Source organism: Actinoplanes sp. NPDC051537 (assembly GCF_055586105.1).
The window spans coordinates 331,859-354,418 of record NZ_JBVJIU010000009.1; the positions used below are offsets into that span (position 1 = coordinate 331,859).

General features: G+C 70.9%; 22 protein-coding genes and 1 pseudogene. 16 read left to right on the forward strand and 7 right to left on the reverse strand.

What is annotated here, in order from left to right; genetic code table 11:
• Positions 1 to 4: 4 nt before the first annotated feature.
• Genes ACZ6TB_RS23925 through ACZ6TB_RS23935 form a run of 3 tightly spaced genes read right to left on the reverse strand, consistent with a single transcriptional unit; the run spans position 5 to position 3,047 of the window.
• Positions 5 to 835, reverse strand: a complete 831-nt coding sequence (locus ACZ6TB_RS23925) for a carbohydrate ABC transporter permease (RefSeq protein ID WP_465557088.1) — start codon at positions 833 to 835, stop codon at positions 5 to 7.
• Positions 832 to 1,737 (reverse strand): carbohydrate ABC transporter permease, encoded by a 906-nt coding sequence (locus ACZ6TB_RS23930; RefSeq protein ID WP_465557090.1) that lies wholly within the window; start codon positions 1,735 to 1,737, stop codon positions 832 to 834. The genes ACZ6TB_RS23925 and ACZ6TB_RS23930 overlap by 4 nt, the downstream gene beginning before the upstream one ends.
• The gene (locus tag ACZ6TB_RS23935) at positions 1,734 to 3,047 is read right to left on the reverse strand and encodes an ABC transporter substrate-binding protein (protein WP_465557092.1); all 1,314 of its coding nucleotides are present in this window, start codon (positions 3,045 to 3,047) and stop codon (positions 1,734 to 1,736) included. Before ACZ6TB_RS23935 ends, ACZ6TB_RS23930 begins: the two co-directional genes overlap by 4 nt.
• A gap of 152 nt (positions 3,048 to 3,199) precedes the next feature.
• Here ACZ6TB_RS23935 and ACZ6TB_RS23940 point away from each other — a divergent pair, with 152 nt between their 5' ends.
• The 9 genes and pseudogenes from ACZ6TB_RS23940 (at position 3,200) to ACZ6TB_RS23980 (ending at position 11,047) form a co-directional block, all read left to right on the forward strand.
• The gene (locus ACZ6TB_RS23940; RefSeq protein WP_465557094.1) at positions 3,200 to 4,345 is read left to right on the forward strand and encodes an ROK family transcriptional regulator; all 1,146 of its coding nucleotides are present in this window, start codon (positions 3,200 to 3,202) and stop codon (positions 4,343 to 4,345) included.
• A 953-nt stretch (positions 4,346 to 5,298) separates the two neighbouring features.
• The gene (locus ACZ6TB_RS23945; RefSeq protein WP_465557096.1) at positions 5,299 to 6,303 is read left to right on the forward strand and encodes a glycosyl hydrolase; all 1,005 of its coding nucleotides are present in this window, start codon (positions 5,299 to 5,301) and stop codon (positions 6,301 to 6,303) included.
• A 67-nt stretch (positions 6,304 to 6,370) separates the two neighbouring features.
• On the forward strand, positions 6,371 to 7,198 hold the full coding sequence (locus ACZ6TB_RS23950) for a LacI family DNA-binding transcriptional regulator (protein WP_465557098.1): 828 nt from the start codon (positions 6,371 to 6,373) through the stop codon (positions 7,196 to 7,198).
• Between the two features lie 26 nt (positions 7,199 to 7,224).
• Entirely contained in the window at positions 7,225 to 8,421 is a 1,197-nt protein-coding gene (locus ACZ6TB_RS23955; protein ID WP_465557100.1) for an AGE family epimerase/isomerase, read from the forward strand.
• Positions 8,418 to 8,606 (forward strand): annotated as a pseudogene (locus ACZ6TB_RS23960) (PfkB family carbohydrate kinase); the annotation flags it as partial. The gene ACZ6TB_RS23955 and the pseudogene ACZ6TB_RS23960, both read left to right, overlap by 4 nt.
• A gap of 193 nt (positions 8,607 to 8,799) precedes the next feature.
• A complete protein-coding gene (locus ACZ6TB_RS23965) occupies positions 8,800 to 9,099 on the forward strand; it encodes a PfkB family carbohydrate kinase (protein ID WP_465557102.1) in 300 nt (99 codons plus the stop codon).
• Entirely contained in the window at positions 9,096 to 9,275 is a 180-nt protein-coding gene (locus ACZ6TB_RS23970; RefSeq protein WP_465557249.1) for a hypothetical protein, read from the forward strand. Before ACZ6TB_RS23965 ends, ACZ6TB_RS23970 begins: the two co-directional genes overlap by 4 nt.
• Before the next feature lie 158 nt (positions 9,276 to 9,433).
• Positions 9,434 to 10,219 (forward strand): isocitrate lyase/PEP mutase family protein, encoded by a 786-nt coding sequence (locus tag ACZ6TB_RS23975; RefSeq protein ID WP_465557104.1) that lies wholly within the window; start codon positions 9,434 to 9,436, stop codon positions 10,217 to 10,219.
• A gap of 102 nt (positions 10,220 to 10,321) precedes the next feature.
• Positions 10,322 to 11,047 (forward strand): alpha/beta fold hydrolase, encoded by a 726-nt coding sequence (locus ACZ6TB_RS23980; RefSeq protein WP_465557105.1) that lies wholly within the window; start codon positions 10,322 to 10,324, stop codon positions 11,045 to 11,047.
• A gap of 3 nt (positions 11,048 to 11,050) precedes the next feature.
• Here ACZ6TB_RS23980 and ACZ6TB_RS23985 read toward each other — a convergent pair whose 3' ends face one another.
• Positions 11,051 to 13,795, reverse strand: coding sequence for a helix-turn-helix transcriptional regulator (locus ACZ6TB_RS23985; RefSeq protein ID WP_465557107.1), 2,745 nt, complete (start codon positions 13,793 to 13,795; stop codon positions 11,051 to 11,053).
• Between the two features lie 174 nt (positions 13,796 to 13,969).
• Between ACZ6TB_RS23985 and ACZ6TB_RS23990 the strand changes: the two genes are divergently transcribed.
• The 7 genes from ACZ6TB_RS23990 to ACZ6TB_RS24020 all read left to right on the forward strand — a co-directional run bounded on the left by ACZ6TB_RS23990 (position 13,970) and on the right by ACZ6TB_RS24020 (position 20,381).
• The gene (locus ACZ6TB_RS23990; RefSeq protein WP_465557109.1) at positions 13,970 to 14,578 is read left to right on the forward strand and encodes a sigma-70 family RNA polymerase sigma factor; all 609 of its coding nucleotides are present in this window, start codon (positions 13,970 to 13,972) and stop codon (positions 14,576 to 14,578) included.
• A 36-nt stretch (positions 14,579 to 14,614) separates the two neighbouring features.
• Positions 14,615 to 15,121: a hypothetical protein gene (locus ACZ6TB_RS23995; RefSeq protein WP_465557111.1), complete on the forward strand. Its 507-nt coding sequence runs from the start codon at positions 14,615 to 14,617 to the stop codon at positions 15,119 to 15,121.
• 84 nt (positions 15,122 to 15,205) lie between these two features.
• A complete protein-coding gene (locus ACZ6TB_RS24000) occupies positions 15,206 to 15,718 on the forward strand; it encodes an Arc family DNA-binding protein (protein WP_465557113.1) in 513 nt (170 codons plus the stop codon).
• Positions 15,719 to 15,759: 41 nt separating this feature from the next.
• Entirely contained in the window at positions 15,760 to 16,599 is an 840-nt protein-coding gene (locus tag ACZ6TB_RS24005) for a DUF4097 family beta strand repeat-containing protein (RefSeq protein ID WP_465557115.1), read from the forward strand.
• A 25-nt stretch (positions 16,600 to 16,624) separates the two neighbouring features.
• Entirely contained in the window at positions 16,625 to 17,386 is a 762-nt protein-coding gene (locus ACZ6TB_RS24010) for an ABC transporter ATP-binding protein (RefSeq protein WP_465557117.1), read from the forward strand.
• Entirely contained in the window at positions 17,383 to 18,144 is a 762-nt protein-coding gene (locus tag ACZ6TB_RS24015) for an ABC transporter permease (RefSeq protein WP_465557119.1), read from the forward strand. The genes ACZ6TB_RS24010 and ACZ6TB_RS24015 overlap by 4 nt, the downstream gene beginning before the upstream one ends.
• A gap of 26 nt (positions 18,145 to 18,170) precedes the next feature.
• Positions 18,171 to 20,381: an MMPL family transporter gene (locus ACZ6TB_RS24020; protein WP_465557121.1), complete on the forward strand. Its 2,211-nt coding sequence runs from the start codon at positions 18,171 to 18,173 to the stop codon at positions 20,379 to 20,381.
• On the opposite strand, the gene ACZ6TB_RS24025 is transcribed toward ACZ6TB_RS24020, so the two are convergent.
• The 3 genes from ACZ6TB_RS24025 to ACZ6TB_RS24035 are packed head-to-tail and all read right to left on the reverse strand — an operon-like array spanning position 20,359 to position 22,554.
• Entirely contained in the window at positions 20,359 to 21,597 is a 1,239-nt protein-coding gene (locus ACZ6TB_RS24025) for an alpha-hydroxy acid oxidase (RefSeq protein ID WP_465557122.1), read from the reverse strand. The genes ACZ6TB_RS24020 and ACZ6TB_RS24025 overlap by 23 nt on opposite strands.
• Positions 21,598 to 21,654: 57 nt before the next feature.
• On the reverse strand, positions 21,655 to 22,068 hold the full coding sequence (locus ACZ6TB_RS24030) for a VOC family protein (protein WP_465557124.1): 414 nt from the start codon (positions 22,066 to 22,068) through the stop codon (positions 21,655 to 21,657).
• A gap of 18 nt (positions 22,069 to 22,086) precedes the next feature.
• Positions 22,087 to 22,554, reverse strand: coding sequence for an SRPBCC domain-containing protein (locus tag ACZ6TB_RS24035; RefSeq protein ID WP_465557126.1), 468 nt, complete (start codon positions 22,552 to 22,554; stop codon positions 22,087 to 22,089).
• Between the last annotated feature and the right edge of the window lie 6 nt (positions 22,555 to 22,560).

Sequence of the window (22,560 nt, forward strand, 5' to 3'; positions counted from 1 at the left end):
CTTCTCATTTCGTGGCACCGGCGGTGACGCCGTTGTAGATGAAGCGCTGCAGCAGCAGGAAGACCACGACGGTCGGAATGATCACGATCATCGTGCAGGCCGCGATCGTCTCCCACTGCGCGCCGTACGGCCCCTTGAAGCGGAACAGCGCGGTCGAGATGACGTTCAGGTCGGGCGAGCGCAGGTAGAGGAACGGGATGTAGAACTCGTTGTAGATGGCGATGCCCTTGATGATCACGACGGTGGCGATGGCCGGCTTCATCAGCGGCAGGATCACCTTGCGGTAGACGGTGAACCGGGACGCGCCGTCGATCACGGCGGCCTCGTCGAGACTGCGCGGGATCGACTGGATGAACTGGATGAAGATGTAGATGGACACGATGTCGGTGCCCAGGAACAGCACGATGGCCGACCCGAGGGTGTCGACCAGGCCCATCGACTTGACGATCTGGTAGGTCGCCACCTGGGTGGTCACGCCGGGCACGAGCGCCGCCACCAGGAAGAGCCCCAGCACCAGGCGTTTGAACGGAAAGGCGAAACGGCTGATGGCGTACGCGGCGAGGGTGCCCACCGCGATGGTCCCGGCCAGCGAGATCACCAGGATGATCGTGGTGTTGACGAACCCGCGCAGCATGTGACCGTTCGTCCACGCGGTCGCGAAGTTGTGGAAGTTGAACCAGTTCCGGGGCGGGGTGAGCGGGCCGGTGCTGCCGTACTCCGCATGCGTCTTCAGCGAGGCGAACAGCACCACCACCAGCGGGACGATCACCACCAGCGAGGCGAGCACCAGGGAGGCGTACTTGCCGAACTGGCTCATCTTGCCGCTTTTGCTCATGAGAGGGTCACCTCCTCGTCCGGCACCAGCCGGCGCTGGATCCACGTGACGAGCAGGACGATGGCGAGCAGGACCACGGCCATCGCCGAGGCGAGGCCGATCTTCCGGAAACCGAAGGCGGTCTGGTACGCCTGGACGACGAACGTCGTGGTGCCGTTGGCGCCGCCGGTCATGATGAACGGGATCTCGAAGGCCGACAGGCTGCCGGAGATGGCCAGGATGAACGAGAGACTGATGATCCGCCGGATGCCGGGCGCGATGATGTGCCGGAACTGGTGCCAGCGGTTCGCGCCGTCGATCTCGGCCGCCTCGTAGATCTCGCCCGGGATGGACTGGATCGCGCCGAGGAACAGCACGAACGTGAGCCCGGTGAACCGCCACACCGAGGTGCCCGCCAGCGAGAAGTTGGCGATGCCGGGATCGCCCAGCCAGAGCGGGGTGTGGCCGCCGAGGATGGTGTCCAGCGTGCCGCCGGGCTGGAAGAAGTACAGAAAGACGAAACCGACGGCAACACCATTGAGGAGGTACGGGAAGAAGAGGATGCCCTTGAACAGGTTGCGGAACCGGGTGCTGAAGCTCAGGACGACCGCGAAGTAGAGGGCGATCGCGATCTGCACGAACGACGCCCCGAGGTAGTAGAGGCTGACCAGGAAGACCCGCCAGTACTGCTCGTCGGTGAAGACCCGGGCGTAGTTGTCGAGCCCGGCCGGCTCCATCGTCGGCCGCAGACCGTCCCAGCTGTGGAAGCTGTACCAGATCATGTTGCCGACCGGCACGTACGTGAAGGTGATCAGCAGGATGAGCGCCGGCGCCAGGTAGAGCCAGGGGCTGTGCTTCCTTCGCCGGGGCTCCCGGTCCGCCTTGACCGCGGACCGGGTTCCCTCCAGGACCTGACTGGTCACTTCATGACCTTGGACTGCGCGGCGCCCCACTTCTTGTCGAGGTCGGCGAAGTACGAGTCCTTGCTTCCCTTGGCCGCGCCGCGGGCGATGTCGACCAGCTTCTGCCGGTAGATGTTGCCGGTCAGGTCGATCTCGGACTCCTTGATGATCAGGTCTTCCTTGCCGCTGTTCGTGGTGGCGGCGGGCAGGTCGAGCAGCTCGACGCCGGCGCTCTGGAAGTCCTGGATCACCTGGGGCATCGGGGCGCTGACCGGGGTCGGGATCGCCTGCTGGTCGGTCGCGAAGCCGGACTCGTTGACGAACCAGTCGAGCCAGGCCTTGGCGGTGGCCTTGTTCTTCGAGTTCTTGCTGACCGCGGCCGCGTAGTCACCGGTGATCTGGGTGTGGAACTTGCCGTCCACCTGGTACGGGAACGGCCAGAGCGCGATGTCGGCCGGGTCGGCGCCGGCGGTCTTGGCCGCGTCCTGCATCTGCGGCACCGCCCACGAGCCGAGCAGCATCGCCGCGGTCTTGCCGGTGGCGATCATCGGCTTGGAGTTCTCCCAGTTGGTCGTCAGCGGGTCCTTCTCGCTGAGACCGTCGTGCACGATGTCGAACAGCAGGCCGTCGGTGATCGCCTGGACCTTGCCCGCCTGCCACGGCGACGCGTCCTCGGGGAACGTGTTGTTGATGTCCGGCTTGGCGAGGATGCCGCGCTGGTTGTTGAACTCGCTGAGCGGCCAGCCGTCCTTGTAGTTCGTGTAGTACGGGGTCACGCCGAGCTTCTTGATCGCCTGGAGGCCGGCGATGAACTCCTCCGGCGTCTTCGGCGGCGCGGTGACCCCGGCCTGCGCCCAGACCTTCTTGTTGACGACCAGGCCCTTGGCGATGCCGCCCAGGGACAGGCCGTAGACCTGGCCGTCGTAGGACTTCTCGTCGGTGAAGCGGTACTTCTTCTTGAGATCGTCGAGGGTGCCGAGCGGCTCGAAGAACTGACCGAGCTCGTCGCGGGCCACGCTGTTCGGGATCAGCAGCACGTCGCCGTAATCGCCGCCGCTGAGCTGCGTCGTGACGTCACCCTCGTAGTTGGTCACGCCCTGGAACTGAACCGTGGTGCCCGGGTATTTCGCTTCGAACTTCTTCGCGTACGCCGGAAGCGTGGTGTTGACCAGATCGGTCCGGTTGGTCAGGACCGTGATCGTGCCCTTGACGTCGCCCGAGAAGTCGCCGGTCGAGGTGGTGTCGTCGCTCCCGGCGCCACCGGTGCAGCCGGCGACGAGGGCGAGCGTGGCGGCGGCGCCGAGACCGAGGAAGTGCCGTCTATTGATCATGCTGGTGTCCGTCCAGTGGGCTCGAGGTTCTCGCTTTGAGGCGCCCAGCATGGGACGGGTGTGACAACGCTGTCAAGATTAGATTACTAATTTATTTTTTGTCTTAGCCGCGTTGTTCCTGGTAGACAGGGGTCCTACCGTTTGGAGATCCTGTGGCACGTCGAGAAGCGCCCGCGGCCGGGCCCGGGAGCCGCGCCCTCGTCGTGGACGTCATCCGGTCCTCGGTGACCATCAGCCGCGTCGAGCTCGCCGAGCTGACCGGCCTCACCCAGCCGTCGATCTCGAACATCGTCCGCGACCTCATCGCCGACGGGATCATCCACGAGATCGGCTCCAGCGACTCGGTGCTGGGCCGCCGGCGCAAGCTCATCGCGATCAGCGCCGCCAACCGCTTCGGCGTCGGCTTCCACCTCGGCCCCGACACGCTGACGTGCGTGGCGATCGACCTGACCGGCGGCGTGGTCGGCCGCGAGGTGGTGCCCCGGCGGCCGGACCTGGGCGCGCAGTTCCTGGAGTTCACGGCCGGGCTGGACCTGCCTCGCGACCGCATCGAAGGGCTGGCCGTCGTCTCACCCGCCGGCACCGGCACCGACCTGGGCGAGGACCGGGCGTCGCTGGAGGCCCGGCTCGGCGTGCCGGTGCTGGTCGAGAACGACTCGGCGGCGGCCGCGCTGGGCGAGTTCTGGAGCCGCCGGGTCTCCCGCGAGCAGGCGTTCGGCTGCATCTATCTGTCCACCGGCATAGGCGCCGGCCTGGTCTTCGGCGGCGCCTTGTTCCGAGGCACAAGCTTCGGCGCCGGCGAGCTGGGCCACGTCTCCATCGACCACGACGGCCGCCCCTGCTGGTGCGGCAACCGGGGTTGCGTGGAGCAGTACTCATCGATGCGCGCCATAGTCGCCGAGGCCCGCGACGACCGCGCGCTGGCCGCCCGCCTGCCCCTGGACGGCAGCGAGCCGAGCGCGTACGACGCGATAGCCAGAGCCGCGGTAAACGGCGATGTTTCGGCTTATCAGGTGCTGGACGAGGCGGCGGAGAGGTTGAGCGTGGCCGCCACGTCGATGGTGAACCTGCTGGATCTGGGCCGCCTCGTCCTGACCGGCCCGGGGGTCGCCCGGGCCGGCTCGATCTTCGCCCGCCGGGTGCGCGCCTGTTTGGACAGTACGGCCCATTCTCGGCACCGTCATGGGGTTGTGGTTGAGCTTTCGGCCCAGCCCCGGGATGCGGCCAGTATTGGGGCTGCGGCTTTGGTGGTGCAGGCCTCCGTTGCGCCGGGGCATACGCCGGGGGTGGGTGATTGAGGGGGCGGTTCCCGGGCGCCTTCGGGCTGCCGGTCGCCAGGCCAATTGCGTCCCGCCCGGCCGCCTGCCTCCATCCTGGCCGGGCGCCCTCAGCTCGCCTCCTCCCTCCGCCCGGCTACCTGCCCTCCACCCGGCCACCTTTCTTCCGCCCGGCCACCTTTCTTCCGCCCTCCGCCCGGCCACCTGCCTTCCGGCCGTCCCTGTGGACGACGCCGAGAAAGTGTCAGACCCGGGCGGTTGAGTCGTCCCCACCCAGTGCACGGGGTGGGGAAGGTTCCTCGGTCCGACCTACCGCCTGCCTCCCAACCGCTCCCTCCCGCCCGCCTGCCGCCGTGCCACCCTGTCGCCCACTCCCTCGCTCCCGCCTGCCGCCGTGCCGCGCTCCCGCTCGCTCTCGCCCGCCGCCATGGCGCCCTGCCGCGCTCCCGCTCGCTCCCACCCGCCGCCCTGCCGCCCTGCCGCGCCCGCCGCTCGCTCCCACCCGCCGCCCTGCCGCCCTGCCACCCGCCGCAGCGCCACCCTGCCGCTCGCCTATTGCTCGCCTGCCGCTCGCTCCCCCGCTCGCCTTTCGGCTGCATCCAGCCCGCCCTGTGGATGACGCCCGGAAACTGTCGGACCCGGCTGGCTAACTCATCCCCACCCAGTGCCGGGGTGGGGACGAAGACGGGACAGGGACGGGGACGGAGACGGGACGGGGACAGGGACGGGGACAGGGACGGGGACGGAGCGGAGACGAGGACGGAGATGGAGGACGGCGACCGGATCGCAACGGGGACCCTCAGCCGACCTCGAGCCCATCCCGAGCCGACACAGAGCGACTTCCCCCACCCACCATCCAGCACCTCCGCATCCTTAAATTATTAATGTAACTATTGACACGCACGAAACATGGGCTCGAACATGAGGCATCGCACGGGGTCCCTAAACCCCACCCCGAAGGAGGACACTCCCCCATGAAAGTCCCCCGCTTCCCCCTATCCGCCCTGACAGCGACACTCGTCGCCGCCATTGCGGCCGTCGCCGCCATCACGATCACCAGCCCCGCGGACGCCTTTGCCGCGACGCCCAAGAGCACGGTGATCAACTACCTGAAGACGATCACCGGGAACCACATCGTCAGCGGTCAGCACAACAAGGAACCCGCCACCTCGCCCGGGCAGTACACCAAGCAGGTCCACGACGTCACCGGGCAGTGGCCGGGCCTCTGGGGCGGCGACATGATGTTCACGTCGAACGACATCGCCAACCGGCAGAGCGTCATCAACCAGGCCAAGACCGAATGGGCCAACGGCTCGCTGGTCGCGCTCACCTGGCACGCCTGCTCGCCCACGGTCGGGGCGTCCTGCAACTTCGACGGTGGGGTCAAGACCAGCATCAGCGACGCGCAGTTCCAGCAGATCGTCACGGGCGGCACGGCGCTCAGCAACACCTGGCGCAGCCGGATGGCGACCGTCGTCCCGTACCTCAAGCAGCTCAAGGATGCCGGCATCCCGGTGCTCTGGCGGCCCTTCCACGAGATGAACGAGAGCTGGAACTGGTGGGGCCACCGGCCCGGCGCCAACGGGTCGTTGAAGCTCTACCAGCAGATGCGCGACTACTTCACCAGCCAGGGCCTGGACAACCTGATCTGGGTGTGGAACGTGCAGGACAACCCGGCCGGCGGCTGGGCGAACTACTACCCGGGCAGCAACTACGTCGACGTCGTCACGCTCGACGCCTGGTACAAGAACTATCCGTCGAGCGGCGACTACTCGCAGATCCAGTCGATCGCGGGAAGCAAGCCGATCGCGATCGCCGAGATGGGCAAGGTTCCCACCGGCGCCCTGCTCGACAGCCAGCCTAAATGGACGTACTTCATGATCTGGTCGGAGCAGTTGCGCGGCAACAACAGCAACGCCGAGATCCAGAACGCGTACTTCCTGCCGCGGGTCTACAACCAGGGCGAGATCAACTTCTAGTGGAAACGGCGATGGCCCGGCGGCAAGTGGCAAACGCCGGGCCATCAACCAACCTGAGGAAACGACAGTGACACGGCGTGTCGGTCTCGTGCTGGCCCGGGCCTCCCGGGTGCTCGGCGAGGAGCCCTACTACCACGGGTTCATCGAGGGACTCGAGCGCGTGCTCACGCCGGCCGGGATCTCGGTGCTGGTCAAGGTCGTCACGGACCGGGCGGCGGAAAGCGCCACCTACCGGCAATGGGCGGCGGAAAAGCGGGTGGGCGGCGTCATCCTGGTGGACCTCGCGCCGGGCGACAACCGCGTTGATCTCGTACGCGAGCTGGGCCTCCCCGCCGTGGTGATGGGTGACCCGTCGATCGCCGCCGGGCTGCCCGCCGTCTGGACCGACGACGCCGGCTTCGCCCGTGAGGTGGCCGGATTCCTGGCCGATCGCGGGCACATCGCGCTCGGGCACGTCAGCGGGCCGCGGGTGTTCGCCCACACGCAACTGCGCTGCGGCGGCTTCGAGGCCGAGGCGGCCGGCCGCGCGCTGAGCTTCACCAGTCTCGAGGGCGACTACTCGCACGAGTCCGGCCTGGCCGGCACCGCGCAATTGCTGGCCCGGCGGCCCCGGCCGACCGCGATCGTCTACGACAACGACGTGATGGCGCTGGGCGGCCTGACCGCGATCCGGAGTCTCGGCCTGACCGTTCCCGGCGACATCTCGGTCGTCGCCTGGGACGACTCGGCGCAGTGCCAGCTGTCCGTCCCGGCTCTGTCCGCCATGAGCCACGACGTCGGCCGGATCGGCGAGATCGCCGCCGACGCCATGCTCGGCGCGATGCACGGCGAGGCGCCCGCCGGGAAGAGCGAGGCCCCGAAGGCCCACATCGTCGAGCGCGACAGCACGCGCTGAACAAGGAAAAGAACGGACGGACCTCCATGACGCTCGACCACGGCTGGCTCTCGCTCGAAACCGGGCGCCTGCTCGATTTCGGCCGCCGGTTCCCCCATCCGCTCGGCGGCGCGGCGTGGCTGGGGGCGGACGGAACGCCCGATCTCGACGGTCCGGTGCACACCTGGATCACCGCGCGGATGGCGCACGCCTACAGCCTCGGCGACCTGCTCGGCGTACCGGAAAGTGGACCGCTCGCCGACGCGGCCCTGGCCGGTCTCGCCGGGGTTCTGCACGATGGCCGCCATGGCGGCTGGTTTCCCTCGGTCGACCGCGAGGGACGCCCGGCCGCGGGCAAGTCCGGTTACGACCACGCCTTCGTCGTCCTCGCCGCGGCATCCGGCACGCTCGCCGGCCGTCCGGGCGCGCGGGAACTCCTCACCGAGGCGATGGACACCCTCGTGCGGCGCTTCTGGGACGACGAGGAGGGGATGTTCGCCGACGCCTGGGACACCGAGTGGCGCCGCCTCGACGACTACCGCGGGCTGAACGCCAACATGCATGCGGTCGAGGCGATGCTGGCGGCGTTCGACGCGACCGGGGACAAGGAATGCCTGCGCCGCGCGCTGAGCGTCACCGAGCGGACGGTCGGCTGGGGCCGGCTCCACGGGTGGCGGCTGCCGGAGCACTTCGACGCCCGGTGGAACCCCCGCCTAGACTATCACCGCGAGCGGCCGCGCGACCCGTTCAAGCCGTACGGCGCGACGGTCGGCCACGCGCTGGAATGGTCCCGCCTGATCCTCCACCTCGAGGCCGCCCTCGGCACGGATTCGCTTCTGCCCGCCGCGAAGGCCCTGTTCGACCGGGCCGTCGCCGATGGCTGGGCGGTCGACGGCGCGCCCGGATTCGTCTACACCACCGATTGGGACGGAAAACCGGTGGTGCGTCAGCGGATGCACTGGGTCGCGGCCGAGGCGATCGCCGCGGCCGCCGCGTTGCACTCACGCACCGGCGAGGCGGCCTACGCATTGTGGTTCACAACCTGGTCGGCGTACGTACGGGAGCACTTCCAGGATCGGGACCGGGGCTCGTGGTGGCACGAGCTCGACCCGGTCAACCGGCCGGCCGCGTCGACGTGGCCGGGCAAGCCCGATCTCTACCACGCCGTGCAGGCCACGCTGATCCCCCGGGCCCCGCTCGCCCCCGGCCTCGCCGCCGCGTGCGCGAACGGCGCGCTGCGATGAGCCGGTTCCTGGTCGTCGGCGAGACGATCCTCGACGTCATCTGTTCGCCGTCCCGGCGCGAACTGCCCGGCGGCAGCCCCGCCAACGTCGCCGTCGGCCTGGCCCGGCTCGGCCACGACACCGCCCTGTGGACCCACCTCGGCGCCGACCCGGCCGGCGCCCTGCTGCGCGACCACCTCACCGGCGCGGGCGTCACCCTGCCGGCGCCGATCGCGGGGACGAGCTCGCGGGCGATCGCCGAGATCCGGCCCGACGGCTCGGCGCGATACGACTTCGCCGTCGACTGGCCGCGCTGGCCGGGTGCCGTGGCGCCGGACGTGGCCGCCGGGCACCTGCACACCGGCTCGGTCGCCGCGCTGATGGCGCCGGGGACCGGCCATGGTCTGCGTGACGCGGGGCGAGAAAGGCGCCTTCGCGGTCACCGCCGGCGCGCACGTGACGGTCCCGCCGGTGACGGTCGGCGTCGTCGACACCGTCGGCGCCGGCGACGCGTTCATGTCCGGCCTGCTCGACGCGCTGCGCGACCTTCTCGGCCCGGCCGGCCGCCCCCGGCTGCGGGCGATCACCGCCGACCGGATCCGCGACGTCCTCTCGCACGCAGCGCTCGTGGCGGCCCTGACGGTCGCCCGCGCCGGCGCCGCACCACCCACTCGAGCCGAACTCGGAGCCTTCGCATGAGACACCCGTACCTCGGCGGCGGATCCGAGTACTGGGGCTATCCGGTGCCGGCCGCCCTGCACCGGTGGGCGGAGATCAACGGATGCCGGTCCGGCCCGCGCACCGCCACCGTCAGCCCGAACGTCACGAAGATCTCGTCCACCCGCTGCCACCGCGGCGCCGATGTCGTGCTCTAGGCGATCGCCGACGGCGGGCACACCTGGCCCGGCACCCCGGTCGACAACGGCAACGGCACGGTCACCCAGGAGATCAGCGCCAACCGGCTCATGTGGCAGTTCTTCCGCAAGTTCCGGCGGCCATCGCCCCCGGCGGGCCAGGGCGGCAGAATCGACGTATGACGGCCTTGCAGTTCACCGAGCTTCGGAACCGCTGCGATCGCCTGCGGTCGCTGCATCGTCCGGGCGACCCTCTTCTGCTTCCGAACGCCTGGGATGTGGCCACGGCGCGGGCGGTGGTGGCCGCCGGGTTTCCCGTGGTCGCGACCACCAGCGCCGGCGTGGCGGCCGCGCTCGGGTACGACGATCACCAGGGCGCGCCCGTCGCCGAGATGCTCGGTGCGGCCGCGCGGGTCGCCCGCGGCGTCGACGTGCCGGTGACCGTCGACGCCGAGGCGGGCTACGGCCTGGAACCGGCCGAGCTGGTGGCCGCCCTGCGGGCGGCCGGGGCCGCGGGCTGCAACCTCGAGGACACCGACCACGCCGCCGGCCGGGTGCGGGATGTCGAACGGCAGGTGGACTGGCTCCGGGCCGTTCGGCGGGCCGCGGCCGAGGACGACTACCGGCTCGTGATCAACGCCCGGGTCGACGTCTTCCTCGGTCCGCACCTCGCCGGGGCCGGCCCCGAGGTCCAGGGCGAGCTTCTTCCCGAGGCGGTGCGCCGCGCGGGCGCCTACCTCGAGGCCGGGGCCGACTGCGTCTACCCGATCGGCCTGTGGGAGCCGACCGCGCTGCGCCGGTTCACCGCCGAGGTCGACGGGCCGGTGAACGTGATCCGGCTGCCGCAGACGTCGTCGCCGGCCGAGCTGGCCGAGCTCGGGGTGGCCCGGGTGAGCTGGGCGGCCTCGCTCTATCGCCAGGCCATCGCCCGCTTCGCCGACCAGCTGGCCACGCTCCGGGACTGACCGGCGGGCGTGGCTGGCGACCACGCTGGCGTGCCGGCGGACTCGACGCCGCCGGATCCTCGCGACCCTGATCGGGACAACATTTTCCCGAAGGGGGTTCCGATGTCCACCGAACAGCGCCCGACCATCGTTCTCGTGCACGGCGACTGGGCCGACGCCTCGTCCTGGACCGCCGTGATCGAGCGGCTCGAGGCGGAGGGCCACCAGGTGCTCGCTCCGCCCAACCTGCTGCGCGGACCGGTCGTCGACGGCGCGTACCTCAAGAGCTATCTGCAGACGATCTCCGGCCCGATCGTCCTGGTCGCGCACTCCTACGGCGGGATCGTCATCACCAACGCGGCCACCGGCAACCCGAACGTCAAGGCTCTGGTCTACATCGACGCGTTCCTGCCCGACGAGGGCGAGTCCGCGGGCGTGCTGGTCGGGACCTCGGGCTCGTACGTGACCGAGGCCGGCTTCAACCCGGTGCCGTACGACGGCGGCGTCGACCTCTACCTGCGCTGGGAGCCGAACGGTCCGTACCCGGGCTACGTCGACTGCTTCGCCAACGGGGTCGAGGAGAAGGACGCGCGGGTTCTGCACGCCGGCCAGCGGCCCGCCGCCCTGAACCAGTTCACCGAGGTCTCCGGCCCGCCGGCGTGGAAGACGATCCCGTCCTGGTCGCTGATCGGGACCCAGGACAACGTGATCCCGCTCGCCCTGCAGGAGAAGATGTCGAGCCGGGCCGGCGCCCGCATCACCCGGGTCACCGCCGGCCACCTGACGCTCATCACCCGGCCGGACGACGTCACCAAGATGATCCTGGCCGCGGTCGACGCCACCAAATGACGGTCAGAACCGGCTCGGCGGCAGCCGCCCGAGCTGGCCGCGCGAGGTGATCTCGAGCTTGGCGAAGACCTTGCCCAGGTGGTACTGCACGGTCCGGGGGCTGATGAACAGCTGGGCGCCGATCTCGGGGTTGGACAGTCCCTCGCGGGCCAGCCGCGCGATCTGGCCTTCCTGCGGCGTGAGCGTGTCGTGCGTTTCGACGGTGCGCTTACGCGCGGTCGCGCCGGTGCTCAGCAGCTCGCGGCGGGCGCGGTCGGCGAACGCCTCGGCGCCGGCCCGGTCGAAGATGTCGTGGGCGGCGCCCAGGTGCTCGCGGGCGTCGGCCCGCCGGTTCTCGCGGCGCAGCCATTCGCCGTACACCAGGTGGGCGCGGGCGAGATGGATGGCGATCCGCCCGCGCTTCAACCGGTCGATCGCCTCGCGATAGCAGGCCTCGGCCGCCTTGCCGTCGGCCAGCAGGGCGGTCGACCAGGCCTGGACGCCGAGGGCCCAGTCGGTGCCGGCGGCGTCGGTGCGCTCCACGAGCCGTCGCAGGGCGGCGCCGGCCTCCTCGTGCGCGCCGCTCCGGGCGCCCGCCTCGATCAACTCGACCAGAGCAAAACCGGAAATGCCCAGGTCGTCGTACGCGCACGCGGGTCGCGCGCTCGCCAGGGCGGCGTCGTAGCGGCCGAGACCGTTGAACAGCACGGCGGAGGCGTACCCGTACCCGCCGATGCCTCGTCCTTCGCCCCGCGCGACGGCCTTCCGGAAGTCCCGGTCCATGTCCTCCGCCGCCCCGGCCCGGCCACGCCAGGCGTCGAGCAACAGCGCGGAATAGTGCGCCGGCGCGTTGCCGGTCGCCTCGGTGATCGTCTCGGCCTCCTCGGCCAGCGACGAAGCCGCGCCGAACTCGCCGGCGTGCAGGTGGACGACCGAGCGGTGCCCCAGTGCCAGCGGCAGCGAGATGAGCGCGCCCGCGTCGCGAGCGGATCGGACCGCCCGGGAGGCCAGCCGGTGCCACGCCTCGTCGTCCCACAGATCGCCGGCCACGATCCAGGGCAGCGAGAACCACCGGATCGCGTCGTGCTGGTCGCCGCCGTCGTCGCGCCCGAACGCCCGCACGGCCTCGCGCAGCGGCGCCACGCCCGCGACGTAGCCCCGCGTGTACCGCGTCGCCAGGCCGTCGAGGAGCAGGTCGATCGGCCGTGCCGGCGGCCGGGCCGGCGGGGCGTCCCGGGCGACCGCGGCGACCTCCGGCGGGCCGGCGCCGTCGTTGAGACGGCCGGCGAAGATCGAGGCCTCGAGGGCCTCCAGGTAGGCCTCGCGCCCGGACTCGCCGTCGAGCGGGGCCAGCCGGTCGGCGGCGGCGAGCAGCAACGCCGGGGCGTCGCCGCCACGCCGGAGGGCGAACGCGATCCGCGCACGCAAGCGGATGAGCTGCACGCGCTGAACCTCGTCGAGGGGGCACAACCCGGCCAGCGACAGCAGCTTGTGTGCGGCCTCCGGCGTACCGGACTCGAAGGTCGCCTTCGCGGCGATGAGGGCGCGCCGGCCCCGATCGGCCGGCTCCGGGGTCAGCTCGGCGGCCCGTTCGAGGAACGCGGCCGCCGCCGCGATGCCGCCGCGATGGGCCGCCCGGCCGGCCGAGACCTCCAGCTCGGCGGCGATGTCCTCGTCGGGCACGGTCGTCGCGTGCGCGCGGTGCCAGGCCCGGCGGTCGGGATCGAGGTCGCGGTCGGTGGCCTCGGCGAGCGCCCGGTGCGCCTCCTCCCGCTCGGGCAGGGTGGCCGTCCCGTAGATCGCCGAGCGCACCAGCGGGTGGCGGAACCGCACCCGGCCGCGCAGGTCGATCAGTCCCGCCGACTGCGCGGGCGCCGCCGCGCCGGCGTCGAGTCCGAGCCGGTCGACCGCACGCCAGAGCAGGGACACGTCGCCGACCGGCTCGGCCGCCGCCACCAGCAGCAGCCGCCGGGTCTCGGCCGGGAACGCGTCGAGGCGCCGCCGGAAGCTCTGCTCGATCCGGTTCGCCAGCGGCGTCGCGTCGAGCACCCCGAACCCGCCGGCCAGCTCGGTCGGCGTCAGTCCCCGCGGCAGCTCGAGCAGGGCGAGCGGGTTGCCGCGCGACTCGGCGACGATGCGGTCGCGGACCAGCTCATCGAGGCGGCCGGGCAGCGCCGAGTCGAGCAGGGCCCGGGAGTCGGTGTCGCCCAGTCCGCCGAGCGCGAGCTCGGGGAGCCCGTCGAGCTCCGGAACCTGGACCGGCTCGCGGACCGCGAACACCAGCCCGACCGACTCCGCGAGCAACCGGCGCGCGACGAAGGCGAGCGTCTGCGCGGACGCCTTGTCCAGCCACTGGGCGTCGTCGACCACCCAGAGCAGCGGCTCGTCGTCGGCGGCCGCGGAGAGCAGGCCGAGCACGCCCAGGCTCACCACGAAGCGGTCCGGCGCCGGGGCCGGGCTCAGGCCGAACGCCGCCGCCAGCGCGTCTCGCTGCGGGGCCGGCAGCCGGTCGCGCAGATCGAGGAACCGGGCGCACAGCTGATGCAGGCCGGCGTGGGCGAGCTCGGTCTCGTACTCGTGGCCCGCCGCCCGGGCGACCCGGCAGCCGGAGGCGCTTCGCACCAAATAGTCCAGCAGGGCCGACTTGCCCACCCCGGCCTCGCCGCGCACGACCAGCACCTGACTCTGACCCGACCGCACGTTCGCCAGGAGCCGATCCAGCGCGTCGCGCTCGTCGCGTCGATCGTGCAGCACCGGGCTCGTCGACATCGTTTCGGACGCTATCCGGGCCTTCCGATCACGTCAATCGGCCCGGCCCGGCTCGGCCGGGCCCGGCCAGGCCCGGTTCCGCCCGCCGGTCGTGACTGGCGAGCCCGGCTGGCGAGTTGGCGGACTCGACGGCCGGCGCCGGCGACGAGTCTCGGAGGCGAGGGGGGATGAACGATGACGGAGTTCGAGAGCGTCCGGTCCCGGCTGCTCGGCGTCGCCTACCAGATCGTCGGCCGCACGGCCGACGCCGAGGACGTCGTCCAGGACGCGTGGGTTCGCTGGCAGACCGCCGACCGGGCGGGGGTCCGGTCGCCCATCGCGTTCCTGGTGACCGTCACGAGGCGGCTCGCGCTCAACACGGTCACCTCGGCCCGCGCCCGTCGCGAGGTGTGCGCCGGGGAATGGCTGCCGGACTCCGGCGCCACCACCACCGACCCGGCGGGCCAGGCCGAGTGCGGCGAGGAGGTCGGGGCCGCGATCCAGCTCCTGATGGAACGGCTCTCCCCCGACGAACGTGCCGTCTACGTGCTGCACGAGACGTTCGACTACCCGTTCCGCGACGTCGCCGACGCACTCGCGATCGGCGAGTCCAACGCGCGGCAGCTGGCCCACCGGGCGCGCCGCCACCTGCGCGAGGAACGGCGCCAGCCGGTCGACCCGGCCGAGCGGGACCGGCTGCTCAGCGCCTTCCTCGACGCGTCCCGATCCGGGGAATTGCGGCGTTTGGTCGACCTCCTGACCGCCCGGCCCGCGACGAGGGCTCTTGCGGTCGCGGTCGGTTAGCCGAGTATCGGAAGGTATGAAGATGCCCGAGAAGACGTGGACACCGCCGCTTCCGACGGCAACCGATCTCGTACGCGAACTCGCCGCCGTCGCCTCCGATCTGCCCCGATACGTCGTCGCTCCGCTGCGGCGGCGCCGGCATCAGACGTCGGCTGCGGCCGCGCCGGCTGGTACGCCGGTGATCTGCTCGACAACTTCGGGCGGCCCAGCGTCCGGTTCATCGTTCCCGAGCTGCAGCACGTCGAGGAAGGCCAGTGGCTGCCGATGGTGATGAGGCCCTCCGAGCGGCGGTCGTTCATCGTGGACAGCTTCGCCGCGCCGCACTGGCTGCTCTGGCGCAGCCGGGCGCGCATCTGGTCCTGGCGGCTGACCCCGATGAGTGGCGGCCGGACCCGGCTGGTCAGCCGCCTGAACACCTTCTACGACTGGCGGCGGCCGGGCACGGTGATCACCGTGTTCCTGATGGAATTCGGCGACTACGCGATGATGCGGCGCATGCTGCGCGGCATCAAAACCCGGGCCGAGGCACCCCGTAACCATTGAGCGATGGCACCGTGATGCCGCCATGGCATCACTTTGATGCCATGATGCCTTGCGTTGGTGCCACTGGTGTGCCACGATGGCGTCATGGAGTTGACCACGTATGTGAACAGCCTCGGCCGCGAGTTCGCCACGCTGGCCGAGGCCGGCGGTGACGATGCGCGTGCGCTGGTCGAGCGCCTGACCGGCTCGCTCGAGTCGGCGATCCGGATGACGCTGCTAGACGCGCTGTCGGCGGCGGCCGAGGAGATCACCCGAGACCTGGCGCCGGGGTCGGTCGAGCTGCGCCTGCGCGGACGCGACCCGAGCTTCGTCGTGACCGTGCCGGCCGCCGAGCGGGTCGAGGCCGAGGCCCCGGCCGCCCCGGACGACGATCTGGTGATCGCCGAGGACGGGCCGGTGGCGCGGATCAACGTGCGCATGCCCGAGCAGCTGAAGACCGCGATCGAGGACGCCGCGGCCAAGGAGGGCCGGTCGGTCAACGCCTGGCTGGTCCGGGCGGCCGCCGGCAGCCTTCAACAGCCCGACCGCGGGGCGCGCGCCGAGCCGCGGGCCGCCGCCAAACGAAGCTCCCAGTCCTTCACCGGCTGGGTGCGCTGACCAGCAAAAAGACCATCCACCCACGATGAGCGGGGACAACCATGCCTGAATTCGACACACCCGAATCGATCTCCGTCACTCTCGAGCTCGGCGTCGGCGACCTGCGCGTCGTCGCGAGCGACCGCACCGACACCGTCGTGGAGATCCGCCCGAGCGACGAGTCCGACGAGTCCGACGTGCAGGCGGCCGAGCAGGTCCGCGTCGATCTCACCAACGGCGTACTGCGGATCACCGGCCCGAAGCGCCTGTTCGACTTCTCCAAGAAGAGCCGGTCGGTCGACGTCACCATCGAGCTGCCCACCGGCTCCCGGCTCGACGCGCACTTCCAGATGGGCGAGATCCACTGCGCCGGGCGGCTCGGTGAGTGCCGGCTCCGGACCACCGGCGACATCTCGGTCGAGCGGACCGGGCCGCTGCGCCTGCACACCGGCCTCGGCAACGTCGTCGTCGGCAGCATCGCCGGCAACGCGGACGTCTCCACCGCCTCGGGCAAGATCCAGGTCGGCGAGGTCGACGGCGCGGTGGAGGCCAAGAACTCCAACGGCGACACCACGATCGACGCGGCGACCGGCGACGTGCGGGTGCGCAACGCCAACGGCGCCATCGACGTCGGGCACGCCGGCGCCGGCGTCGACGTGAAGACCTCCAACGGCCCCATCCGCCTGGGCGAGCTGGTCCGGGGCTCGGTGGTGCTCGGCAGCGCGGCCGGGAAGGTCGACATCGGCATCGCCCCCGGCACCGCCGCCTGGTTCGAGGTCAGCACCGGCTTCGGCCACGTCTACAACCACATGGACGACGCCACCAAGCCGGACGAGGCCGACGAGACCGTCGAGGTCCGCGGGCGCACGGCGTACGGCGACATCACCATCCACCGCGCCTGACCGACAAACCCCCGGGAGGGAAACAATGACCAGTACAGCGATCGCCGTGACCGGACTTCGCAAGGCCTTCGGCGACCACATCGTGCTCGACGGCGTCGACCTGGAGGTGCGCGGCGGCACCGTCTTCGCACTCCTCGGCTCCAACGGCGCCGGCAAGACCACCATGGTGCGCATCCTCGCCACCCTGCTGAAACCCGACGGCGGCGCGGCCACGGTCGGCGGGTTCGACGTCGTGTCCGAGGCCGCCCAGGTGCGCGAGTCGATCAGCCTGACCGGGCAGTTCGCCGCCGTCGACGAGATCCTCACCGGCCGGGAGAACCTGGTCATGATCGCGAAGCTGCGACGGGTGCCGAACCCCGGCGAGATCGCCGACGACCTGCTCGGGCGCTTCGGTCTCACCGACGCCGGCGGCCGGCGGGTCGGCACCTACTCGGGCGGCATGCGCCGTCGCCTCGACATCGCCATGAGCCTGATCGGCGACCCGCCGGTCATCTTCCTCGACGAGCCCACCACCGGGCTCGACCCCGAGGCCCGGCTCGAGGTCTGGAAGGAGATCGAGAGCCTCGCCGGCGGCGGCACGACTGTCCTGCTCACCACCCAGTACCTCGACGAGGCCGAGAAGCTCGCCGACCGGATCGCGATCCTGCACCAGGGCAAGATCATCGTGAACGGCACCCTGACCGAGCTGCGTCAACTGCTCCCGCCGGCCAAGAAGGAATGGGTCGAACGGCAGCCCACCCTCGAAGAGATCTTCCTGTCGATCGTCGGAAAGCAGGCCCAGCGATGACCACACATGTCCTCAGCAACACCGGTGTCATGCTCGGGCGGTCGGTGCGCCACGTGACCCGCAGCGCCGACACCATCATCACCGTCACGATCCTGCCGATCGCGTTCCTGCTGCTGTTCCGCTACGTGTTCGGCGGCGCCATCCAGACCGGCACCGACAACTACGTCAACTACCTGATGCCCGGGATCCTGCTCATCGCCATCGCCAGCGGGATCTCGTACACCGGCTTCCGCCTCTTCAACGACATGCAGGGCGGCATCTTCGAACGGTTCCACTCGATGCCGATCGCCCGGTCGTCCGTGCTGTGGGGACACGTGCTGACCTCGCTGGTGTCCAACGCGATCTCGGTGCTGGCCATCCTGCTGGTCGGCCTCCTCATCGGATTCCGCACGTCGGCGGGGCTGCTGGCGTGGCTCGCGGTGGCCGGCATCCTCGCGCTGTTCACGCTCGCCCTGACCTGGGTCGCGGTGATCGCCGGGCTGTCCGCGTCCACCACCGACGGCGCGACCGCCTTCTCGTACCCGCTCATCTTCCTGCCCTTCATCAGCTCCGCCTTCGTCCCGACCGAGACGATGCCCGGGCCGGTCCGCGCCTTCGCCGAGAACCAGCCGGTCACCGCCATCGTCAACTCGGTCCGGGCGCTGTTCGAGCAGCAGCCGGTCGGCAGCGACATCTGGGTCGCGCTCGCCTGGTGCGCCGGCGTGCTCGTCGTCGCGTACGGTCTCGCCATGGCCATCTATCGCCGCAAGGTCGCCTGAGCAGCGAAAACGGGGGAGGAACGTCCATGTTCGACAAATGGGGCCGATTCGTCGTACGCCGAGCCTGGTGGGTCATCGCCGGCTGGCTCGCCGGAGCATTTCTGATCATCGGGCTGTTGCCCGCTCTTTCCGACATCACCAGCGGTGACCAGGGCAGCTTCCTGCCCGACAAGTACGAGTCGGTGCAGGCCATCAACCTGGCCAAGACCGCGTTCCCGGAACAGGCCACATCCAGCGCGATCATCGTGGTCAAACGCTCCGACGGCGGGGCGCTGACCGAGGCCGACCAGGCCCGGGCCGGCACGCTGGCCACCGCGATCGCCGGCGCGCACATCGCCGGCATCGGCGAGCCGCTGACCGGGCCGCAGGCCGTGGCGCCGAACAAGCTCGTCCAGCTCATCAACGTGCCGATCACCGCGGCCCTGACCGACAATCAGGGGCAGATGGACGCGGTGACCAAGACCCGCGACGTCATCAGGACAACGCTGGCCGGCACCGGGCTCAGCGCCGGCGTGACCGGCCAGGTGGCCCAGGTGGTCGACAACAACGACACCTTCAACACCGCCTTCACCGTGGTCGGCACGGCCACCTTCGTACTGATCATCGTCCTGATCCTGCTCATCTTCCGCAGCCCGATCGCCGCGCTGCTGCCGATCCTCGTCATCGGGGTGGTCCTCGAGGTCTCGTCCCACCTGATCGCGGCGGCCGGCAAGGCGTTCGGCTTCAACGTCGACCAGAGCCTGCAGACCCTGCTGCTGATCGTGCTCTACGGCATCGGCACCGACTACATCCTCTTCCTGCTCTTCCGCTTCCGGGAACGGCTCCGCGCCGGCGACGACAAGAAGACCGCCATGGTGTACGCGGTGGCACGAGTCGGCGAGGTCATCACGTCGGCGGCGGCCGCGGTCATCGTCGCCTTCCTCGCGCTGCTACTGGCCAGCTTCGGCGGGTTCGGGTCGCTCGGTCCGGCCCTCGCGATCGCCGTGTTCGTCATGCTGATCACCGGTCTCACCCTGATCCCGGCCCTGGTCAGCCTGATCGGGACGGCCACGTTCTGGCCCTCCAAGGCCTGGAAGCGCGAACCGAAAGGCAAGGCGTTCGTACGCATCGGCGACGCGCTCGGCCGGCGACCGGCGGCCGCGGCCATCGCCTCCGGCCTGGTGCTGATCGCCCTCGCCGGCGGGGTCCTGCTGTTCAAGGCCGACTACGACTTCGCGGCCGGGTTCCCGAGCACGACCGAGTCGGCCAAGGCGGCGGCCGACCTCGAGCGCGGCTTCCCGCAGGGCGCGCTCGACCCGACCGAGGCCTACCTGACGACCACCGACGGCGGGCAGCTGACCGCCGCCCAGCTCGACCAGTTCGCGGCGGCCGCCGCCAAGGTGAACGGCGTCGGCGGCGTCCAGCCGGCGGTCAAGGCGGCCGGCGGCACGGTGGCCCGGTTCGGCCTGCTGCTCGACGTGAACCCCGCCTCCAACGACGCGATCACCCTGGTCCACGACCACCTGCGGGCCGACCTGCACGCCCTCGCGCCACCCGGCACCAAGGTGCTGGTCGGCGGGACCACGGCGATCTACGCGGACATCAACTCGGCCAACAACCGGGACCTGTCGGTGATCCTGCCGGTCGCGGCGCTGCTCATCGCGATCATCCTCGGCCTGCTGCTGCGGAGCATCGTGGCGCCGATCTACCTGGTGCTCGCGGTGCTGCTCAACTTCGCCGCCACGCTCGGGGCCGCCATCTACCTCTTCCAGGGCGTGGCCGGCAAGCCCGGGGTCACCTTCCAGCTGCCGATCATCCTGTACCTGTTCGTGCTCGCGATCGGCACCGACTACAACATCTTGATGATCGCCCGGCTGCGTGAGGAGGTGCGGGCCGGCAACCCGCCGCGGACGGCGGCGGCCCTGGCCGTACGCCACGCCGGTCCCTCGGTCGCGGCGGCCGGCCTGATCCTGGCCGGCACCTTCGCGGTCCTGGCCCTGGCGCCGGTCTCGTTCCTCCAGCAGATCGGCTTCTCGGTCGCCACCGGCATCCTGCTCTCGGCGTTCGTCATGTCGATGTTCCTGGTCCCGTCCCTGACCGCGCTGCTCGGCCACGCGGCCTGGTGGCCCGGCCACGGCGACAGCGGCCGGGCGGGGACAACTCCCGGCCACGGCGCCGGCGGCCAGGCGGGGGCCGAGCCCGGCCCGGCGTCATCACCCGCCGGTCAGCCCGGTCTTACGCCGGCGTCCGAGGGGTGAGGCGGGCGAGCTGAGTGACGTGCCGCGGTGTGAGCTCCTCGAGGCTGTGTGCCCCGAGGAGCTTCATCGTGCGGACGATCTGCTCGGCGAGGATCGCGATCGCGCGGTCGACGCCGGGCCGCCCGCCGGCCATCAGGCCGTAGAGGTAGGCGCGGCCGACCAGGGTGAACCGGGCGCCGAGCGCGATGCAGGCGACGATGTCGGCGCCGTGCATGATGCCGGTGTCGACGGTGACCTCGACGTCGGCGCCGACCTCGCGGACCACCGCGGGCAGCAGGTGGAACGGGATGGGCGCGCGGTCGAGCTGGCGGCCGCCGTGGTTGGACAGCACGATGCCGTCGACGCCGAAGTCGGTGAGCTTGCGCGCGTCCTCGACGGTCTGCACGCCCTTGACCGCGAGCTTGCCCGGCCACATCTCCCGGATGACGCGCAGGTCCTCGTAGCTGATCGTCGGGTCCATCGCGGCGTCGAGCAGCTCGCCGACCGTGCCGCCGGTGGAGGACAGCGAGGCGAACTCGAGCTTGGGCGTGGTCAGGAAGTCGTACCACCACCAGGGCCGCGGAATGGCGTTGCCGATGGTGCGCAGGCTCAGCTGGGGCGGGATCGAGAACCCGTTGCGCTTGTCGCGCAGCCGGGCGCCGGCGACCGGGGTGTCGACGGTGAAGAACAGGGTGTCGAAGCCGGCCTTGGCGGCACGCTCGACCAACGCGTACGAGATCTCGCGCTGTTTCATCACGTAGAGCTGGAACCAGTTGCGACCGGCCGGGTTCGCCTCCTTGACCGTCTCGATGCTGGTGGTGCCGAGGGTGGACAGGCAGAACGGGATCCCGGTGGCGCCGGCCGCGCCCGCACCCGCGGTCTCGCCCTCGGTCTGCATGAGCCGGGTGAAGCCGGTGGGCGCGATGCCGAACGGCAGCGCCGACGGGCCGCCGAAGACGGTGGCCGAGGTGTCGACGTTCGCGACGTCACGCAGGACGTTCGGGTGGAACTCGACGTCCTGGAACGCCTGCCGGGCGCGGGACAGCGACAGCTCCCCCTCGGCCGCGCCGTCGGTGTAGTCGAACGCGGCGCGCGGGGTGCGGCGCTTGGCGATGGCGCGAAGGTCTTCGATGGTCAGCGCCGCTTCGAGGCGACGCGTGCGCCCGTCGAACTGCGGCTTCTTGAACCGCATGAGCTCGAAGATCTCGGCCGGCCTGGGGACCTGACGTTGGACCACCGGTGCCTCCTCGGTACGCCTGCGCCCGGATCTCCACGATAGTCCCGGCCGGGGACCCTAGGAACCGACGCAGAACTCGTTGCCCTCGGGGTCGGCCATCACGATGTGGTGGCCCTCGAACGTCGCGAGCACGCGGCCGCCCGCCCGCTCCAGCTCGCCGGCCTTGGCCCGGATGCGCGGCCACGCGTCGGGGCCGGTGCCCACGCGGACGTCGATGTGCAACCGGTTCTTCGCCACCTTGGGCTCGGGCACGTCGAGCAGGACCAGCCGCGGGCCGATGCCGTCCGGGTCGCGCAGCCACGCGGCGCCGCCCTCGTCGTCCGGGTCCTCGCCGAACGACGCCACCCACTCGGCGCGGGTCGTGAAGGGGGCGGGCGGGGGCTCGTCCTCGTAGCCGAGCGCCAGCTTCCAGAACTCGGCGAGCGACTCGGCGTCGCGCGCGTCGAAGGTCAGGTCGATCCGGAGCGCCATGAGCGGTGAGCGTATCGGCTAGCCCGCGGGCTTCTCCAGCAGCCGGGCCAGGTTGTCCAGGGCCATGCGTGTTCCGGTCTCGTTGTCGGCCCGCGGGATGCCGTCGGGAAGCCCCTCGTAGGTGAGCGTGACGTCGGTGCCCTGCTCGCCGGCGTCGGTGAGGGTGGTGGTCACCGTGATGGGCCGGGCCATGTCGGGGTCGTCGGTCTCGAACTCGTCGACCTCCACGATCTGCTCGTCCGGGATCAGCCGCGCGAAGTGCCCGCGGTAGGTGTCGGTCCGGGCGGCGGTCTTGCCGACCGCCGTCGGCGCGTCATAGGTCAGGGAGATCCGCAGACGTCCGCCCTCGCGGGCGTCGAACTCGTGGATCCGGCTGGTCATCCCCGCCGGCACCCGCCACGCGGCGATCGCGGCCGGATCCAGCAGGGCCTGGTAGACCACGGATCGCGGAACGTTGATGCGCCGGCTCACCGTCATCGTGTACATGGCCGC

Excerpts from the sequence above, each read along its gene's own strand:
- ACZ6TB_RS24030 (WP_465557124.1), bottom strand. The coding sequence starts at position 22,068 with ATGGCGCTCCGGATCGACCTGACCTTCGACGCGCGCGACGCCGAGTCG.
- ACZ6TB_RS24000 (WP_465557113.1), top strand. The coding sequence starts at position 15,206 with ATGGAGTTGACCACGTATGTGAACAGCCTCGGCCGCGAGTTCGCCACG.
- ACZ6TB_RS23980 (WP_465557105.1), top strand. The coding sequence starts at position 10,322 with ATGTCCACCGAACAGCGCCCGACCATCGTTCTCGTGCACGGCGACTGG.
- ACZ6TB_RS23985 (WP_465557107.1), bottom strand. The coding sequence starts at position 13,795 with ATGTCGACGAGCCCGGTGCTGCACGATCGACGCGACGAGCGCGACGCG.
- ACZ6TB_RS24015 (WP_465557119.1), top strand. The coding sequence starts at position 17,383 with ATGACCACACATGTCCTCAGCAACACCGGTGTCATGCTCGGGCGGTCG.
- ACZ6TB_RS24010 (WP_465557117.1), top strand. The coding sequence starts at position 16,625 with ATGACCAGTACAGCGATCGCCGTGACCGGACTTCGCAAGGCCTTCGGC.
- ACZ6TB_RS23945 (WP_465557096.1), top strand. The coding sequence starts at position 5,299 with ATGAAAGTCCCCCGCTTCCCCCTATCCGCCCTGACAGCGACACTCGTC.
- ACZ6TB_RS23975 (WP_465557104.1), top strand. The coding sequence starts at position 9,434 with ATGACGGCCTTGCAGTTCACCGAGCTTCGGAACCGCTGCGATCGCCTG.
- ACZ6TB_RS23970 (WP_465557249.1), top strand. The coding sequence starts at position 9,096 with ATGAGACACCCGTACCTCGGCGGCGGATCCGAGTACTGGGGCTATCCG.
- ACZ6TB_RS23935 (WP_465557092.1), bottom strand. The coding sequence starts at position 3,047 with ATGATCAATAGACGGCACTTCCTCGGTCTCGGCGCCGCCGCCACGCTC.
- ACZ6TB_RS24035 (WP_465557126.1), bottom strand. The coding sequence starts at position 22,554 with ATGTACACGATGACGGTGAGCCGGCGCATCAACGTTCCGCGATCCGTG.
- ACZ6TB_RS23925 (WP_465557088.1), bottom strand. The coding sequence starts at position 835 with ATGAGCAAAAGCGGCAAGATGAGCCAGTTCGGCAAGTACGCCTCCCTG.
- ACZ6TB_RS23990 (WP_465557109.1), top strand. The coding sequence starts at position 13,970 with ATGACGGAGTTCGAGAGCGTCCGGTCCCGGCTGCTCGGCGTCGCCTAC.
- ACZ6TB_RS24020 (WP_465557121.1), top strand. The coding sequence starts at position 18,171 with ATGTTCGACAAATGGGGCCGATTCGTCGTACGCCGAGCCTGGTGGGTC.
- ACZ6TB_RS23965 (WP_465557102.1), top strand. The coding sequence starts at position 8,800 with ATGGTCTGCGTGACGCGGGGCGAGAAAGGCGCCTTCGCGGTCACCGCC.
- ACZ6TB_RS24005 (WP_465557115.1), top strand. The coding sequence starts at position 15,760 with ATGCCTGAATTCGACACACCCGAATCGATCTCCGTCACTCTCGAGCTC.
- ACZ6TB_RS23955 (WP_465557100.1), top strand. The coding sequence starts at position 7,225 with ATGACGCTCGACCACGGCTGGCTCTCGCTCGAAACCGGGCGCCTGCTC.